We start from the raw sequence: 18649 nt of genomic DNA, 5'->3' as shown, positions 1-18649 counted from the left end.
CTTTATGTTACCGTTCGACTTGCATGTGTTAAGCCTGCCGCCAGCGTTCAATCTGAGCCATGATCAAACTCTTCAATTCAAGTTCAATCGCTCAATACTGCTGACATAAAATGTCACTACTTAAAAAGTATTATGAATTTCTAGTTAGCACCTATTAAGACTTCAAAATTAAAAAATATTTTTAAAACAAGTCAATCAACAAGTGCCCACACAGATTGTCTGATATATTGTTAAAGAGCAAAAAATAACGACGCACTGGGTTTCATAAAGCTTCACAACAGCGCGTCGTTGTGTGGGGCGTATTATAGGACTTTCAGAATTCTTTGCAAGTGCTTTTTTACAAAAAAATTCAATTTTTTTATTGCCTGATGATTTAATCATCAAAGTGAATTGTCTTTGTTCAACATTCAAGGTAAATTACCCCAAAAAGAGTAAGCAATCTAATGAGGTCTTTATGAATTTTGAACAAATGATTGGTTTCGGTGTGGCAGGAAATTTCGCAGGTCATTTAGAGCAAGCCGGCGAGGCGGCTGATTTCACTCAAGTAAAAACAGAAAATGCCATTCAACCCAAGGCGATTTTCCCGTTTTATGTGCCAAGCGAAAAAGCTGGCTTTCTTTATACCTTTCCTTTAAGTCACAATCAAATTAACTTTCCACAAGGTGCGGATAATCTTCAAATTGAGCCTGAAATTGCACTTATTTGTGATCTTATCTATAAAGGAAAGCAAGTTGAGAAAATTATTCCGTGCTATTTTGCAGCCTATAATGACTGCTCTATTCGTCGTCCTAATGCGAAAAAAATCTGTGAAAAGAAAAACTGGGGAGCGGCAAGTAAAGGTATTTCATCAAAACTTATTCCACTTTCTTCCTTTATTAAGGAAAGTGAAATTGATCAATATCGTATCGCTTGCTTTCATAAACGAAATGGCGAGCTCAATACGTATGGTATTGACAGCCCCGCTATCGGTTATAGCTATTTCCACCAACAATTATTAGATTGGATCGTGGATAGAATGAATAATCAACCCGATGAGGGACCAATGAATCATATTGCTTCTTTATTAGAGCAAGCAAACTATCCGAAACAAGCGATTATTAGTATTGGCGCCACCCGTTATACTGAATTCGGTGAAACGCATTTCTTGCAACCCAATGATCTCAGTATTGTTGCTGTGTATGACGGTGAAAAATATTCTGCTGAGGAAATTGAGAAAATGGCAAGAGATGAAAAATTTGCAGATGATATTTCAGCGCTTATTCAGAAAGTGGTTTAGCATACATCTAAAAAGTGCGGCTGATTTTGACCGCACTTTTTTACTTTCTTCTTAAAGAAACCTCTCCGGCATTAAAATACCGCTCTCCTTCATCGGTTATGACTTTTAAATAACCGCGTTTATCAATCCCCTGCTCTATACCTGAAATCGCGCCTTGCTCAGTAAAGACGTTCACTTCATCACCAAAAAATTCATTATAGTTTATCCATTGTTGCATGAATTCCTCATCAATGCCCTTTTCTTCAAATTGAGCTAATCGAGAATAAATACGTTGAATCACTTTAACAAGGATCTTTTCACGATCTATATTTGGATCCTGTTCGGTTAGCTGAGCATACGGCTGACTAATTTCGGTTGATTGTGGTAATTTTACATTGATCCCAATACCAACCACCAAATTAAGCAACCCATTCTTATGATTAATGATTTCCACTAAAATGCCACCAAGCTTTCGCCCTGAAAGCAAAATATCATTTGGCCATTTCACTTTCTCATTTAACGCTTCTGCAATAGCTAAACCAATTACTAAACTTAATCCATCCAATGCTTTTTTAGGATCGATAGTCCAATAAAAACTGAAAATTAACTGGCCTGCAAACGGTGAAAGCCATTGGCGACCACGACGTCCCCGTCCGGCCGTTTGATATTCTGCAAGGCACAAATCGCCTTTTTTTAAGTGATTAATTTGATTAGTTATAAATTCATTTGTTGAAGAAATGGCTCGATGATAATGCACGGAATAAGGTGAAAGTGCGGTTGAAATTGTTTGCGGATTTAACAAAGACATTTCTGGCACAAGCTGACAAACATTATTTTCTTCTTGAATATTCAATCCCACTTCTCTCAATAATGCCATTTCTTGCGCCAATTCATTTGACGTAATATTTAAAAACGACATCAAATCTGACCGCACTTTAGGTTGGCAATCAGACAAACAATCCAATAACGATGGCATATTCATTCCTTCTCATAAAAACCTTGGCAAATCTTACCATAAAAGCGAAAAAATTCATTTTCAACCACATGAAAAATCTGTATAATCCCAGCGCAATATTTTTTGACACAACTTTTAACAACGAGATATTGCCATGCTTAGAATCAAACAAGAAGCTCTGACTTTTGACGACGTTCTACTCGTCCCAGCTCATTCAACTGTTCTCCCGAACACAGCCAACCTCTCAACTCAACTCACCAAAGAAATTCGCTTAAATATTCCTATGTTGTCTGCTGCAATGGATACTGTCACAGAAACCAAATTAGCAATCTCTTTAGCACAAGAAGGTGGTATCGGCTTTATTCATAAAAACATGACGATCGAACGCCAAGCGGATCGTGTTCGTAAAGTGAAAAAATTCGAAAGTGGTATTGTTTCTGAACCTGTGACTGTTTCGCCAGATTTAACCCTTGCAGCACTTGCTGAAATGGTGAAGAAAAACGGCTTCGCAGGCTACCCTGTTGTAGACGGTGAAAACAACTTAATCGGTATCATCACTGGCCGTGACACGCGCTTCGTAAAAGATTTAAGTAAAACTGTTTCACAATTAATGACGAAAAAAGAAGACTTAGTCACTGTAAAAGAAGGTGCAAGCCGTGAAACAATTTTAGAATTAATGCATCAAAACCGCGTAGAGAAAGTACTTGTAGTAGATGATGCATTCAAATTAAAAGGCATGATCACCGTTAAAGACTTCCAAAAAGCGGAACAAAAACCGAATGCATGTAAAGATGAATTCGGTCGTTTACGTGTCGGTGCGGCTGTAGGTGCGGGTCCTGGTAACGAAGAACGTATTGATGCTTTAGTGAAAGCCGGCGTAGACGTATTGTTAATCGACTCTTCTCACGGTCACTCAGAAGGCGTATTACAACGTGTTCGTGAAACTCGTGCAAAATATCCAAACTTACCTATCGTTGCGGGTAACGTAGCGACTGCTGAAGGTGCTATCGCACTTACAGACGCAGGCGCAAGTGCAGTGAAAGTAGGTATTGGTCCTGGTTCTATTTGTACCACTCGTATCGTAACCGGTGTAGGTGTTCCACAAATCACTGCGATCGCAGATGCAGCAGCAGCATTAAAAGATCGTGGTATTCCAGTTATCGCCGACGGTGGTATCCGTTTCTCTGGTGATATTGCAAAAGCTATCGCAGCTGGTGCAAGCTGTGTAATGGTTGGTTCTATGTTCGCTGGTACTGAAGAAGCGCCAGGTGAAATCGAACTTTATCAAGGTCGTGCATTTAAATCTTACCGTGGTATGGGTTCATTAGGCGCAATGGCAAAAGGATCATCAGACCGTTACTTCCAATCGGACAACGCGGCAGACAAACTCGTACCAGAAGGTATCGAAGGCCGTATTCCATACAAAGGTTACTTAAAAGAAATCATCCACCAACAAATGGGTGGCTTACGTTCTTGCATGGGCTTAACTGGGTGCGCAACCATCGAAGAATTACGTACGAAAGCAGAATTCGTTCGCATCAGTGGTGCAGGTATTAAAGAAAGCCACGTTCATGACGTAACCATTACTAAAGAAGCACCAAACTATCGTATGGGCTAATCCGTAGGGTGGGACTTATCCCACCTTTTGTTATTTTTAACCACAAATATATCAAAAATGAGATTATTTCATCTATTTCACTGTGTACACTGTTTTCCGAATAAAAATGATTCTTTAGGAAAAGAACGATATTACGCTGAAATTATTAATGATCAATTTGTATCTTCTTTTACATGCTCGGAGGGACACGAAAATATTATTATCATTGCCTCCCATAGATACGAAATACTATACCTAATAGGTTGTAGAGCATTAATTGATGGATATTATCGGGAAGCAATATCTTCATTTTCAGCAAGTTTAGAGAGAATTTACGAAGTTTTTATCAAAGCCAAACTAATCTCTGAAGGTATGTCTAAAGATGAGATCGAACAAACAGCTTGGAAACATGTTTCATCACAGTCTGAAAGACAATTAGGCGCCTTCATATTCTTATTCACACAGCATTTTAAAACTCAACCAGAATTACTTTCCAATGACTTAGTAAAACTGAGAAATAAAGTTATTCATAAAGGAAAAATACCAACTAAAGATGAAGCTATCGAATATGGACAAAAAATATTAGAGTTAATTACTGGATATTTAAAAAAACTTAATTCAGAAAAAGAACTTGCTTTCTTTTTTGATACTCTATGTCTTACTGATACTAAAGAACAGGAAAAAGTTGTAAAAGATAAAGCTTATTCTAGAACTTTTTCCCTAAATTCAATGTTCACAAAATATAGATACTCTGAGGATATACCTGATTTAAAACATGAATTAGAAATCCTTGAAAAAAATAAATTTATTCACGACTTAAAGGACAATGTTAATGACAAACATCCACAATCATAAAATCCTGATCCTCGACTTTGGTTCACAATATACTCAACTGATTGCACGTCGCGTGCGTGAAATCGGTGTGTACTGCGAACTGTGGGCGTGGGATGTGACTGAAGAACAAATCCGTGAATTTAATCCAGACGGTATTATTCTTTCTGGTGGTCCTGAAAGCACCACGGAAGAAAACAGCCCACGAGCGCCTGAATATGTATTTAACGCAGGCGTGCCTGTATTAGGTATTTGTTACGGCATGCAAACCATGGCGATGCAACTTGGTGGTTTAACTGAAACCTCTGAACATCGTGAATTCGGCTATGCTTCTGTTTTAATGGATAATCCGACCGCACTTTTCGCTCATTTAAATGATGGCGATAGCAAATTGGATGTATGGATGAGCCATGGCGATAAAGTAACGCGTTTACCTGAAAACTTCCAAGTTACTGGTACGACTCCAACCTGCCCAATTGCAGCAATGTCTGACGAAAATCGTCGTTTCTACGGCGTACAATTCCACCCTGAAGTAACCCATACAAAAAAAGGCTTGGAATTATTGATGAATTTCGTGGTGAACATTTGTGGTTGCGAAACCAAATGGACAGCAGAAAACATTATCGAAGATGCCGTTGCTCGCATTAAAGAGCAAGTGGGCGATGATGAAGTGATTTTAGGTTTATCTGGTGGTGTCGACTCTTCTGTGGTTGCATTACTTTTACACCGTGCTATCGGCAAAAACTTACACTGCGTATTCGTGGATAACGGTTTACTCCGCTTACACGAAGGCGATCAAGTCATGGAAATGTTTGGCGATAAATTCGGCTTGAACATTACCCGTGTTGATGCGGAAAGTCGTTTCTTAGGCGAACTTGCTGGCGTATCAGATCCTGAAGCAAAACGTAAAATTATCGGTAAAGTGTTCGTAGATGTATTCGATGATGAATCGAAAAAACTCACTAATGTGAAATGGTTAGCACAAGGTACGATCTACCCTGACGTGATCGAATCTGCAGCAAGCAAAACCGGTAAAGCACATGTGATTAAATCACACCACAACGTAGGTGGCCTACCGGATTATATGAAACTTGGCTTAGTTGAACCTTTACGTGAATTGTTTAAAGACGAAGTACGTAAAATCGGTTTAGCATTAGGCTTACCGGCTGAAATGATCAACCGCCACCCGTTCCCTGGTCCAGGTTTAGGCGTGCGTGTATTAGGCGAAGTGAAAAAAGAATACTGCGATTTATTACGCCGTGCTGATGCGATCTTTATCGAAGAATTACGCAACAGCGGTTGGTATGAAAAAACCAGTCAGGCTTTCAGCGTGTTCTTACCTGTAAAATCTGTAGGTGTGATGGGCGATGGCCGTAAATACGATTGGGTTATCTCATTACGCGCAGTAGAAACCATCGACTTTATGACCGCACATTGGGCTCATTTACCTTATGATTTATTAGGCAAAGTATCTAACCGCATCATCAACGAAGTAAATGGCATTTCCCGCGTGGTGTATGACATCAGCGGAAAACCCCCAGCAACTATCGAGTGGGAGTAACCTAAATCAATTTAAAGGGCAAATTATTTGCCCTTTTCTTCTTTCATAGCACTAATTTATCTCATCAATATTCACTATGGACATCGCTTTTTTACTCGGCACTAAAATTATTGAACTGACACTTATTGTGCTTATTGGTTATGGGTTGGTTAAATCAAAATTATTAAAATCTGAAGATAGCAAGACGCTTTCCATTATTGGACTTTATGTCATCAGTCCTGCAGTGATGATTGAAGCTTTTCAAATTGATTACACACATGAAATTCTACAAGGTTTACAGCTTTCACTGTTTATGGCGGTGTTTCTTCAGGTTATTCTGATTATTATTGGCAGTCTGTTAAAGCGCCTATTAAACCTTGATCCTATTGAACATGCCACTTCCATTTATTCCAATTCTGGTAACTTAATTATTCCGATTGTGATGTCGTTATTTGGAAAAGAATGGGTGATTTACGCCAGCTGTTTTATTGTGGTGCAAACCTTTCTATTTTGGACGCATTGCCGTTTGATTATTGTAGGAAAAGGAAATTTATCCTTGAAGATGATTGCCAAAAACATCAATATTTGGTCAATTCTCGTCGGAGCATTTTTATTTGCTTTTCAAATAAAATTACCAAGTATTATCAATGGTACACTCTCTTCGATTGGCTTGTTTATTGGTCCGAATGCCATGCTTGTTGCGGGTATGCTGATTGCGACAATTCCTTTACGGAGCATCGTATCATCCAAACGCATTTATTTAGTCACACTTTTGCGCTTGTTACTTATTCCGATTGCATTATTGGTATTAATAAAGTTGATTGGGTTTGTACATTGGGCTGAAAAAGGGGAAATTATTGTGTTGATTAGCTTTTTAGCAACCACGAGCCCATCCGCTTCAACAGTGACACAAATGGCGGTGATTTATAACAACAATCCACAGAAAGCCAGCGCCATTTATGGTGTAACGACGCTACTTTGTATGTTTACTATGCCACTAGTGATTGCCTTATATCAAATATGGGGGTAAATCGTGGAAAAGTGCGGTCAATTATTTAAGCACTTTTGATGCTGGCTGCTCTTTTTTTAAACGATAAAGTTGATATAAGTTAACGAAAACTAAGAAGGCGTTTAGAAGCGCAACTGGATAAGATTTGATGATCAAACTGTAAACGACAAAAAGTACCGCTCCAATTGCATTAACAACTCTCAAGTGAACAATCGATTTAAATAAAAAAGACACGGCCACAAAGAATGTTGCCAAATAACCTAATAACTCGATGAAATTAAATTCCATAAATCTCTCCGTCAACAATGATTGAAGCGGCATCATAAAAGATTTTGGAATTCAGGGAAAGAGGCGAAATAAAGGCAACCGATTGCAATATCAAGAAATTTTTATTTCGCTCAACATTCGCTTAGATAAAGACTTTTTGCACTAAAAACATATAAAAAATTGTGCCTGCCGAGATAGAAAGAAACATGTTCTTTTTCCAGAAATGTAACCCCAATACCAAAGCACCCGCAATGAAATCGGGTAAGCCGTGATAACCACTCAATACATCCACATTTTTATAGCAATACACCACTAACATCCCAAACATCGCCGCAGGCAATACTTTGCCAAGGTAACGAATATAGTCTGGAATCGGGCGATTGGCGGGAAAAATCCAGAATGGCAATAATCGAGTAAATTGTACGCACACAATACAAATCACAATGGTGATAATTTGTTCCATCAATGTCATTTTAGTGCCTCCAATTTAGATGAAAGTTTCGGTCGTCTTACGGTTAATAGAATCCAAATACTAATGAGTGTTGGCACTAAAAAGTGTTCTTTCCCAACAATTAACAGCGATGCAAAAGCCACACCTAAACCTAATAATGAACTTTCATGAGATTTCTCTTTGAGCCAGTTTTCAGCAAAAATCACCAGGAAAAGCGCGGTCATACCAAACTCTACCCCTTTTAAATCAAAAGGAATAATTGAACCAAATAGATTACCTAATCCCGCTCCAACGACCCAATAAAGATGGAGATAAAAACTGACAAAGAACATATACCAGCCTTTATCTAAATGATCGGGAATCTTCGCCATATAGTTCAGGGAAAAACTTTCATCGACTAGGGTACTAATTAAATACCAACGTTTTTTCCCGAGTTGAGCACCATATTTTTCTAACATAGAAATGCCATAAAAAATTTGGCGCCCACTGACCATCAGCGTAACCAACGCAACACTTAAAGGCGAAAAAGGCATAACTAAGGCGGCAGCGGCAATAAATTCCACTGAGCCCGCATAAATGAGTGCTGCCATTGCAACGGGGAACCAAACACCGAATCCAAGTGCTTTCATGTAAATGCCGTATGCAATACCTAAAAATAAAAAGCCGGCAAGCATTGGCATGCTGTAAGGCAATGCCGCTTTTGCCGCGGCTTTGATGGGATTTTCTGTCACTACTTCTGACATATTGACCTACTACAACTCTAAAACAGACAAACCAGGTAAGGTCGAAAAACTTTGTGTTTTTACTGTTTGATGAAAATCTTCGATATAAGCTAAATTCGCATCTTCTTTGCGAATCGCTGCATAAAGGTTGCTGTACAATCCTTCTTCTGTAATTTTACGCGCCACCACATACCCTTTTTCTAAATAAGGTAATGCCGCCCAATAAGGTACGGTAGCAATGCCTCGACGGCTCGCCACTAACTGGATCAAGGCGATCGTTAGCTCTGTTGTACGACGTGGCGGATTAATGCCTTTTGGTTTCAACACTTGACGATATAAATCCAACATGTCATCAGGCACGGGATAGGTTACCCAAGTTTCTTCAGCGAAATCTTCTGCCTGCCAAACCTCTTTATTGGCTAATGGATGATCTTTAGAACAGATTCCCACCATTTCATAAGAAAATAACGGCTTAAATAAAACATCATCATTTTGTTCAACTTCAGACACGATAGCCCAATCTGCACGATGAGATAATAACAATCCAACCGGATCCGTGTGAAAGCCTGACACAATATCCAATTCTACCAAACTCCAATGCTGACGAAACTCATCCATCGCCGGCATTAACCAGTCGAAACAGGTATGACACTCTACTGCAATTCGTAATTGCCCTGCATCACCATGTTTTACGCGTGCAAGTTCACGTTCTGCATCTACCACTTTCGGAAGAATTTCATTGGCAAGACGAATCAAACGATCGCCAGCTGCGGTAAAACGCAACGGATTACTTTTACGCTCAAAAAGAGGTAAACCGAATTGTTCTTCCATTAACTTAATTTGGTGAGAAAGTGCCGATTGTGTTAAATAAACACGTTTTGCCGCCATTGAAACGCTGCCCGTTTCTTTTAAAGCAAGCAGGGTTCTTAAGTGACGAAGTTCAAGAAATGTAGGTTTCATTAGAATAATTCATAAAGTTATCGCATTAGATGAGCAACATGATAACGCAAATTAAATTTGTCGAAAAGAAAGTGCGGTCAAAAACGTTGATATTTTTGACCGCACTTAAAATGATTATTTATCTAATTGAACGGGAAGAAATAAACTTAATGGACGTTTTTTCACAATTTGACAAACTTCATGCCAAATTGGCCACCAGCTATCAATTTCCGCATTCAAAGAACGCAGTGCAACCCAAAGCGTTAATGAAAAACTGACAATTAAATTCACTAAACCAATCAACAATACAAAACCAATGCACTGTAAAAGCAATGAATAGGTGAATTGTCCGCTCACGGCAATATAACCTACATTCGCCGATGAAAATGCCACATGACGAATATCTAACGGAAGATGCGTTAAGTACCCCACCACACCCGTAATACCAAGCAACATACCAAAGCAAAGGTTACCAATTAACGAGCCATAATTCTCATGCATATAATTAGCAAATTTAACGCGAGTCTTCTCAGACATTAATTTTTTCAATAATGGATGTTGGGCTAAACGCATGCGCATATTCAAATAATTGCTGCGGTTATCAAAATAGCCCGAAATAATCCCCGAGCAGAATAACCATACCCCCGCAATAGCTGCAAACCATAAGGTTCCCGCAAAAGGATCAATGCTATGCAACTGATAAGCGATTTGATCAGCATTCATCAACGGCTCACCTGTTTTATATTGGTAACCAAACGCAATCAATGCGGCTAAGCCCATCGCAATGAGCACATTACCTAGCACAGCAATACTTTGAGAACGAAATACATCCACTAATAATTGGGCTAATTTCATATTGACACTTTTACCTTGAGGCGTTTTCTCAACAGCCTCAGCAAAACGGGCTGCAGTCATGGCTGGCTGTTTGGTTGCAACTGTGAAATGCAACATAAAGATCACCATAAAACCTAAGCCGTAATTTAAGCCTTCGGCAATCCCTTTCCAGACTTTGTCATCAATGATGCTGCCTAGATAGGTTTTAAATAACGCCATCAGTGCAATTAATACACCACCACCCGCTGCAGAATAAAACATTGCCCAATACTCTCTTTTATCTCGAGTAATGTAATGCTCGCCATGATCGCCGGCATTCTGCGTAACACTACGAGCCATCAATCCTGAGCTTTGTTTCCATAGTCGAGAAATACTATGTCGCTCTGCTGCTGCACGGGCAAAACAACCGGTTAATAATAAGATTCGACGCGGCAAATAGCGATTTGAAACAAAAATCGCCATCAAGGTTTCTAACCGTTCTAAAGTCTGGGAAAGACGTTCCAATAAATACGCCGTATTTAAGGATGATCCCACTACCGCCCCACGTTTCTGTAAGCCAATAATCAATGCCTTACATTGATCAAACATTACCTGTAAATGGCTATCATCAAAAGCCGTTGATTGGCGACGCGCCTCTACCCAATCAACCACTTCATGATGCAATGCCACAAAAGGTGAATCCGCATTCAACAGAGAGGGTTCCATTCGCATCAGCTCAGGATCCATATCTTCTGCCGCAATCCAGATTGAAAGCATCTCTATGGCAAATAGCCCTTCACTTTCAATATGATTTTTTAAACGTTCACGATCTTTTTGTTCTGTATAACGGGTTAAAACACCAAATACGCCTCGCCACGTTTTTAATGGGACGGCATCAATCCAACGCGCATCATTTTTATCGCTAAACAATAAATAAAAAATATCACGTAAATCATTAATATCTTTAAAAGAGGGGTTAAAACGCTCATAAATACGCGTTTTCATTTCCTGTCCAAAACCGCCACGTGTAAGAATACCGCTACTAATAAACAAGGGATAAAGGCGTAAACCACATAACCAACCACATAATAATTTCGAAACAGAACAGCCTAATTCTTTATCGTTCTTTAAGATAAACTTAAATAAATGTAAGGTTGGAGAAATTTTTTCTGTAGGGCTATTACGTAATAATTGGCACAGCCCTTCCACAAGACCAAAGGCATCGTTTTCCGCCACTTTGTTTCGCAAAAATTGCGGTAAGGTATCGGTTTTAATCATGAGCTTTCCCCCATATCGTTTATATTCAAAAGCGAGACATTATACAGCTCTGTTGGATAAAGTAAAAATAAAAGGAAAAGCGCGGTCAATTTTGAAAGGGTTTTAAAAGAAAAGGCGTATGTTTCCATACGCCTTTAGATTGATATTATTTCTCTTTCTTCAGCAAGAAAATGCCTTGTTCAGAGAAATTCACATAAGCTTGTTTCAGATTAGCATTGAAGTCTTCAGGTTTAGTATTAATGAGCAATTCTTTGCCTGCCCAAATTGCCACCACTTCCCAGTGATTACCCATATAGACTGCACTCTTGATTTCACATTGTTGTGCTGCCTCGCCTTCTGCTTTTAAGTAAATTGCTTCAGGACGTACGCCTACTAAGCATTCACCATCTGGTAAATTGAATTGTGCCGCATTGCTTAATGGTAATTTGTAGCCATTCACATCAATGGTGTTATTTTCCAATTTACCTTCAAAGATGCTCGACTCACCCATGAAGTTTGCAAGGAATAAAGAGTTTGGACGCAAATAAAGCTCTTTTGCCGGGGCTTTTTGCATGATTTTACCTTTATTCATGACGATAACTTCATCAGATACCGCAAACGCTTCAGTTTGGTCATGAGTCACATAAAGTGAGGTAATGCCTAAACTTTGTTGCAGTTCACGAATTTTCTCACGCATAGAACGACGTAAGTTTGCATCTAAGTTACTTAATGGCTCATCAAAAAGTAATACTTTCGGTTTTAACACTAACGCACGCGCTAAAGCGACACGTTGTTGTTGACCACCTGAAATCTGATCCACAAAACGATCTTCAAAACCTGCTAAATCAACTAACTCTAACGCTTCTTTTACACGTTTAGCGCGTTCTTCTTTGCTCACACCTTGCATACGCAACCCATAACCCACGTTATCACCGATACTCATATGCGGGAATAATGCGTAAGACTGGAATACGATACAAATATCACGATTTTGAATAGATGATTTGGTTACATCTTCACCATCAATAAAAATTTGTCCTGAAGTTGGGTTTTCTAAGCCGGCTACTAAACGTAATACAGTGGTTTTACCGCAACCAGATGGCCCTAATAAGGTTACCATAGTGCCACGTTTAATGGTTAAATCTAAATTATCAATGACTGTGGATTTACCAAAAGATTTAGTGATATTTTTTAATACTAAGAAATCATTATTACTCATAATATTTACCTACAACTTAACGAGTTAATTCATTTTTTTCGCTTTAGAACGGGAAATTCGGGTATCACCCACAATCCAGTCAAAGAATAAAATAATAGCCATCATCACGATGATTAAAATCGAACCGTATGCGATAGCAACACCATATTCACCATCTTCTACACGGTTTAAAATATAGGCTGTTGCTACGCGTGTATCAGCAGTAACTAAGAAGATGATCGCACTCACGGTAGTCATCGCACGAACGAAGCTGGTGACCAATGCAGAAAGTAACGCTGGTTTTAATAATGGTAAAACGATAAACCACAAGGTTTTCCATGAGCTACCTTTTAAAGAAAGAGATGCTTCATCAAGTGATTTATCTAATTGACCAAGACCTGCAATCGCTGCACGCATACCGATTGGTAAATCACGCATGACCATTGAGATGATCACAATAATGCTGGTACCCGTAATATAAAGTGGCGCATTGTTAAAGGCTAAAATATAAGACACCCCTGCAACGGTTCCTGGTACCGCGAAGCAAAGCATGGTTAAGAATTCAAGAGATTTTTTACCTTGGAAATCTTTACGCACCACAATATACGCAATTAATAAACCGAAAAGTGCGGTCAATGGTGCGGCAATTCCTGCATAGATTAAGGTATTAATCAATGATGGCCATGCCCCATCGCTTAAGCCTTGTCCGAATAACATCGCATAGTTTTTCAAGGTTAAGGTGTAATCTACGCCCCAGTTTACGGTGAAACTACCGTAGAAAATACTGCCGTATAACGCTAAGTTAAAGAGTACCCAGAAACCAAGCATACCGATGATGGTATATTTTAAGCCGGTTGGTAAATCTTGCACGTCACCACGATAGGATTTCCCCGAAACGGTCACATAAGAGCGGTTACCAATCCAAATATATTGGATGATAAATACGGCTAATGAGAAGATTAAAAGCATCGAACCTAAAGTACTTGCTGACGCGTAATCTAATTGTGAGCCTGCGATATAGAAGTAGATTTGCGTTGCAATTACGTCAAAGCTACCGCCCAATACTAACGGGTTACTAAAGTCCGCTAAGGATTGGATAAACACTATTAAGAATGAGTTTGCCAATGCCGGACGCAATAATGGGAAAATGATATTAAAGAATGTTTGGTAACGATTTGCACGTAAGGTGTAAGACGCTTCTTCAATTGATGGGTGAACCGATTTTAATGCCCCATCTAAAATCATGAATGAAATCGGCGCAAAAGCAAGAATCTGTGCAATGGCAATCCCGTTGAAACCGTATAACCAGTTATGGTTCTCAAATCCAAATGTTGTGGATAAGAACTCTGTCACATAACCAGAACGGCCAAGCATTAATGTTACTCCTAACCCCACAACGAATGGCGGTGTGACGATTGGTAAAATAGAGAAAATTTTACCAATAAATGCCGTTCTACGTGCAATACGGGTGGTATAAAGCGCAAATGCCAAACCGAAAATCGTTGATACGATTCCGACAAAACCAGACAAGAATAGCGAGTTACTAATAACACGTACAATATAGCTTTGAGTTAAAATTCGCATCACTTGTTGCGGTGCAAAAGTATCACCGTCATAGAACATTGAAACAAAGATAGCCAATGTTGGATAAACGATGAAGAAGAAAATTAATAAGATAATGCAAAGTAAAGAGGCAATAATAAATTTATCACCTTGCATTACTTTTAATTTGGCGAAAGAAAACGTCGCCAATGCAGTTAAACTCGCGATTAACACAATCACAGAATAACCCATGCTTACTTTATAAATTGTCGCACTGACAAAGATAAACAATGTCGCCGCAGCAACAAGATAAAGCTCTGCTTTCGCTTGCGTATCTTTCGGTAATTTAAGAAGTGGCATCAAACCGTATAAAAGAACCGGTAAAAACCATAATGCCGTAATATTTAACGAAGACCACCCCATTGCACCTAAGTATTCATCGCTTGTGCTTTCAAACAAGCCATAATCTAATGCTTGGGAAGGCAGAATAAGAAATGCAATAACAGCAAGAATTATCCAAAAGTTAGCAGATTGGATAATAGGAAGTTTATTTGCGTTCATACAACCTCGCATAAAAGAAAAAAGCGAAATAATATAATAGCTATTATTTCGCTATGTATACATCATTATTTTGCTAATTTAACATCATCAACCCATTTTGTGATCAAACGTTTACGTAAATCACTTGAGCCGTATTTGTCAAAATCATAATTAATTAAATTGATGGATTTAAAATCGAGTGCATAAGGCGATTGCTCAGCGGTACTATTGGTTAAAATAGAATACGCTTCCCCTTTTTTCCAGGTTAACTCTTGCGCTTCTTTTGATAACGCCCAATCCACAAATAATTTCGCATTTTCAAGGTTTCTTGCACCTTTAATAATACTCACGCCACCAATTTCATAGCCTGTACCTTCGCAAGGTACGACTAATTCCACTGGTGCACCTTTGGCTTTCTCTAAAGAATATTCATGTAAAAAACCAATTCCGATTGCGGTTTCACCACGTGCTGTATTACGGGTTGCCGTGTTACCAGATTTAGTATATTGGGAAACGTTTTTATTGAGTTCTTTGAGATATTTGAACGCTTCATCTTCACCCCAAAGTTGGATATAGGTCGCTAACTGAGTATAACCTGTTCCAGAACTTTGTGGATCTGCCGCTTGGATCTCATTACGATAAGCAGGATCAGCTAGATCTTTCCAACATTTTGGTGTCGGTAAATTGAGTTTTTTCAAACGTTCTGGATTGATACCAAAGCCTAATACACCGAGATAAATCGCGGAGGAATAGTTGCCCTTAATTTTAGCGGGATCTCTAAACTGTTCAGGAATTTGAGCGAGATTTGGTGACTTATACGCTTCAAGTAAGCCCATTTCACCCGCTTGAGAATGAGGATCAAGCGTACCGCCATACCATACATCCCCTTGAGGGTTAGCTTTTTCAGCATCAATTTTGGCTAAAATTGTACCTGTGCCACCACGGATAAAACTGGTTTTAATACCGTATTTTTTCTCAAAAGCCATGGTTTCTTGCTCGCACATTGTGTTTTGTGCACTGCAATAAACAACTAAACGGCCTTCTGCTGCTGATGCGTGAGAGCTCAGTAACACGCCACCAAATACAACACCAGAAAGTGCTAAAGCAACGTTAGACATTTTCATTGGTTCACTCCTGTGTTTATAAAAGAAGATGAGCTGATACGCTCATCGTAGAAACCCACGTAACACGTAAAAAACTATTTAGTGGGGCTAAAATGGCAAAAGTGCGGTCAAAAATCTCATGTTTTTCAACCGCACTTTAAACATTATTTCGCTAATTTAACGTCTTGAACCCATTTTTCAATTAAGGCTTTGCGTTGTTCAGTTGCACCGTATTTTTCAAAGTCATAATTGATGAGGTTCAGTTTATTTGGATCAAACGCAGTTGGTGATTGTTCCGCTGTTGTATTGGTTAAGATTTGTAAAGAATCGCCTTGTTTCCACGCTAACTCTTGACCTTCTTTAGATAATGCCCAATCCACGAATAATTTTGCGTTATCGATGTTACGCGCACCTTTTAAGATACTCACGCCACCTAACTCGTAGCCTGTACCTTCACAAGGCACCACTAATTCCAACGGCGCACCTTGACGTTTTTCAAGTGCGTAATCGTGTAAGAAACCGATACCTACCGCAGTTTCACCACGTGCTGCATTACGGGATGGGGTTACACCTGATTTGGTGTATTGAGATACGTTTGGATGTAATGCTTTTAAGAAATCAAAGGCTTTATCTTCGCCCCAAAGTTGAACGAAAGTAGCCAATGCAGTGTAAGCTGTACCCGCACTTTGTGGGTCAGCAATTTGCACTTCACCTTTTAAGCGAGGATCGGTTAAATCTTTCCAGCATTTTGGTACTTCTTTAATACCTAATTTTGCTAAACGCTCGGTATTCACACCAAAACCTAAGATACCCATGTAAATCGCAGAGACATAATGTCCTTTGGTTTTCGCTGGATCACGGAAACGTTCTACAATTTCATCAATGTGTTTAGATTTATAAGGTTCGATTAAGCCTAATTCAGCCGCTTGTGCTTGAGGGTCAAATGTACCACCAAACCATACGTCTGCTTGCGGGTTATTTTTTTCTGCTTCAACTTTTGCGAAAGTACTACCTGAACCGTTGCGAATAAATGAGGTTTTCACATCATATTTTTCGCCAAACGCTTTCGTTGTCGTTTCACAAAGAATGTTGGTCGCACTACAATACACCACCAAACGCCCTTGAGCATTGACAGCAGATGAGGTCATTAAACCTGCAGCTAAAAGTGCGGTTGAAATTGAGAGAGAAATTTTATTCATTTTCATTGTAGACTCCTCATAAATAACACAGATGAAATAATAAAAACGAGCACATCGTAAGCGAAAACGAAAAAAATTTCCGTGAAGTACTTCACAAATTTAAAAAATTAAAATAAAAAAAGAAAGAAAGGTGAATTTAAGCTGATTTTTCTTTATAATCCCAGTAATTTTTACCTTCCGTTTTTGAGGACGTCCCATGTCAAACTCATCTTGTATTATCATCGCCATCACGGGTGCATCCGCTTCAGGCAAAAGTTCCATCGCTTCTACCGTTCATAAAGAACTTTGCAACGAGTTAGGATGCCAAGAAATTGGGATTATTGCTGAAGACAGCTACTATAAAGATCAAAGCCATTTAGAGATGAGTGAGCGCATAAAAACAAACTATGACCATCCCAATTCAATGGATAGAGATTTACTCATTCAACACTTAAAAGACTTAAAAAACGGAACCGCCGTAGATATCCCAGTTTATAGTTATGTTGATCACACCAGAACAGGCGAAACCAAACACTTTACCCCGAAAAAAATTGTGATTTTAGAAGGCATCTTATTGCTCACTGATGAGCGAGTTCGCCAATTAGCCGATATTTCTGTATTCGTGGATACCCCATTAGATATTTGTTTTATCCGCCGTTTACAACGTGATATGGAAGAACGTGGTCGTTCATTACAATCTGTTATTGACCAATACCGCGCAACCGTTCGTCCAATGTTCTTACAATTTATTGAGCCATCAAAACAATATGCGGATATCGTGATTCCTCGCGGTGGTAAAAACCGTATTGCGATTAACATGTTAAAAGCTCAAATTCTTCATTTGTTAAACCAAAAATAGGAAAAATCATGCGTCTTTGCGATACCGATATCGAACGCTATCTAGATGATGGCATTATTTCTTTAACGCCTCGTCCTGACAACGACAAAATCAATGGTGCAACCATCGATGTACGTTTAGGCAATTCATTTCGCGTATTTCGTGAACATTCAGCCCCTTATATTGATTTAAGTGGCCCGAAAGAAGAGGTCTCGGCTCAACTTGAATCAGTCATGAGCGATGAAATCATTATTGGTGATGATGAGGCTTTCTTCTTACACCCAGGTATGTTGGCGTTAGCCACCACATTAGAGTCAGTGAAACTCCCAGCCAATATTATCGGTTGGTTAGATGGTCGTTCTTCACTTGCTCGTTTAGGCTTAATGGTGCATGTTACCGCTCATCGTATTGATCCAGGTTGGGAAGGTAAAATTGTGTTGGAGTTCTACAACTCGGGCAAATTACCTTTAGCATTGCGTCCTAATATGGTGATTGGCGCATTGAGTTTCGAAGTGTTAAGCGGCCCAGCAGCGCGCCCTTACACCAGCCGTAAAGATGCCAAATATAAACATCAGCAAAATGCGGTAGCTAGCCGAATTAATGAGGACTAATCA

The 18649-nt window shown here is 39.2% G+C and carries 17 protein-coding genes and 1 rRNA gene; 7 read left to right on the top strand and 11 right to left on the bottom strand.

From position 1 onward, the window contains the following. A 16S ribosomal RNA gene (locus DPV85_RS02690) occupies positions 1-79 on the bottom strand; the annotation flags it as partial. 375 nt (positions 80-454) lie between these two features. Here DPV85_RS02690 and DPV85_RS02685 point away from each other — a divergent pair. After that, complete coding sequence (locus DPV85_RS02685) at positions 455-1276, top strand: DUF5718 family protein (RefSeq protein ID WP_111326903.1); 822 nt, start codon at positions 455-457, stop codon at positions 1274-1276. A gap of 40 nt (positions 1277-1316) precedes the next feature. Here the strand turns inward: DPV85_RS02685 and birA are convergent, their stop codons facing one another. After that, positions 1317-2231: a bifunctional biotin--[acetyl-CoA-carboxylase] ligase/biotin operon repressor BirA gene (gene birA, locus DPV85_RS02680; RefSeq protein WP_111326901.1), complete on the bottom strand. Its 915-nt coding sequence runs from the start codon at positions 2229-2231 to the stop codon at positions 1317-1319. 133 nt (positions 2232-2364) lie between these two features. Here birA and guaB point away from each other — a divergent pair, with 133 nt between their 5' ends. The 4 genes from guaB (at position 2365) to DPV85_RS02660 (ending at position 7208) form a co-directional block, all read left to right on the top strand. Next, positions 2365-3828 (top strand): IMP dehydrogenase, encoded by a 1464-nt coding sequence (gene guaB, locus DPV85_RS02675; RefSeq protein ID WP_111326899.1) that lies wholly within the window; start codon positions 2365-2367, stop codon positions 3826-3828. A gap of 27 nt (positions 3829-3855) precedes the next feature. After that, positions 3856-4662, top strand: a complete 807-nt coding sequence (locus DPV85_RS02670) for a hypothetical protein (protein WP_165816459.1) — start codon at positions 3856-3858, stop codon at positions 4660-4662. Then, entirely contained in the window at positions 4640-6199 is a 1560-nt protein-coding gene (gene guaA, locus DPV85_RS02665) for a glutamine-hydrolyzing GMP synthase (RefSeq protein WP_111326895.1), read from the top strand. The genes DPV85_RS02670 and guaA overlap by 23 nt, the downstream gene beginning before the upstream one ends. Positions 6200-6275: 76 nt before the next feature. Beyond that, positions 6276-7208 (top strand): AEC family transporter, encoded by a 933-nt coding sequence (locus DPV85_RS02660; RefSeq protein ID WP_111326893.1) that lies wholly within the window; start codon positions 6276-6278, stop codon positions 7206-7208. 21 nt (positions 7209-7229) lie between these two features. On the opposite strand, the gene DPV85_RS02655 is transcribed toward DPV85_RS02660, so the two are convergent. The 9 genes from DPV85_RS02655 to DPV85_RS02615 all read right to left on the bottom strand — a co-directional run bounded on the left by DPV85_RS02655 (position 7230) and on the right by DPV85_RS02615 (position 17224). Then, positions 7230-7475, bottom strand: coding sequence for a YgjV family protein (locus tag DPV85_RS02655; protein ID WP_032822802.1), 246 nt, complete (start codon positions 7473-7475; stop codon positions 7230-7232). A gap of 121 nt (positions 7476-7596) precedes the next feature. Continuing rightward, the gene (locus tag DPV85_RS02650) at positions 7597-7926 is read right to left on the bottom strand and encodes a branched-chain amino acid transport AzlD family protein (protein WP_014065151.1); all 330 of its coding nucleotides are present in this window, start codon (positions 7924-7926) and stop codon (positions 7597-7599) included. After that, a complete protein-coding gene (azlC, locus tag DPV85_RS02645; protein WP_111326891.1) occupies positions 7923-8648 on the bottom strand; it encodes an azaleucine resistance protein AzlC in 726 nt (241 codons plus the stop codon). Before azlC ends, DPV85_RS02650 begins: the two co-directional genes overlap by 4 nt. A 9-nt stretch (positions 8649-8657) precedes the next feature. After that, positions 8658-9587, bottom strand: a complete 930-nt coding sequence (locus tag DPV85_RS02640) for a LysR family transcriptional regulator (RefSeq protein WP_111326889.1) — start codon at positions 9585-9587, stop codon at positions 8658-8660. Between the two features lie 114 nt (positions 9588-9701). Further along, a complete protein-coding gene (locus DPV85_RS02635) occupies positions 9702-11657 on the bottom strand; it encodes a site-specific recombinase (RefSeq protein WP_111326887.1) in 1956 nt (651 codons plus the stop codon). A 145-nt stretch (positions 11658-11802) separates the two neighbouring features. Next, positions 11803-12855 carry a ferric ABC transporter ATP-binding protein gene (fbpC, locus tag DPV85_RS02630; protein ID WP_070714327.1) on the bottom strand — a complete coding sequence of 351 codons (1053 nt, stop codon included), beginning with the start codon at positions 12853-12855 and terminating at the stop codon, positions 11803-11805. Positions 12856-12879: 24 nt separating this feature from the next. Then, positions 12880-14937, bottom strand: a complete 2058-nt coding sequence (locus tag DPV85_RS02625; RefSeq protein ID WP_111326885.1) for an ABC transporter permease — start codon at positions 14935-14937, stop codon at positions 12880-12882. 65 nt (positions 14938-15002) lie between these two features. Beyond that, positions 15003-16040, bottom strand: a complete 1038-nt coding sequence (locus DPV85_RS02620) for an ABC transporter substrate-binding protein (protein ID WP_075874908.1) — start codon at positions 16038-16040, stop codon at positions 15003-15005. 143 nt (positions 16041-16183) lie between these two features. After that, positions 16184-17224 (bottom strand): ABC transporter substrate-binding protein, encoded by a 1041-nt coding sequence (locus DPV85_RS02615; RefSeq protein WP_065244382.1) that lies wholly within the window; start codon positions 17222-17224, stop codon positions 16184-16186. A gap of 190 nt (positions 17225-17414) precedes the next feature. Here DPV85_RS02615 and udk point away from each other — a divergent pair, with 190 nt between their 5' ends. Both udk and dcd read left to right on the top strand, forming a co-directional pair. Beyond that, a complete protein-coding gene (gene udk / locus DPV85_RS02610; RefSeq protein WP_111326883.1) occupies positions 17415-18056 on the top strand; it encodes a uridine kinase in 642 nt (213 codons plus the stop codon). 8 nt (positions 18057-18064) lie between these two features. Beyond that, positions 18065-18646, top strand: coding sequence for a dCTP deaminase (dcd, locus tag DPV85_RS02605; protein ID WP_065244380.1), 582 nt, complete (start codon positions 18065-18067; stop codon positions 18644-18646). Positions 18647-18649 lie beyond the last annotated feature (3 nt).

Origin of the sequence: Haemophilus parainfluenzae (assembly GCF_003252725.1) — a bacterium.
In the GTDB taxonomy this organism is placed as follows: domain Bacteria; phylum Pseudomonadota; class Gammaproteobacteria; order Enterobacterales; family Pasteurellaceae; genus Haemophilus_D; species Haemophilus_D parainfluenzae_L.
This window is presented reverse-complemented; position numbering and strand designations above follow the sequence as displayed.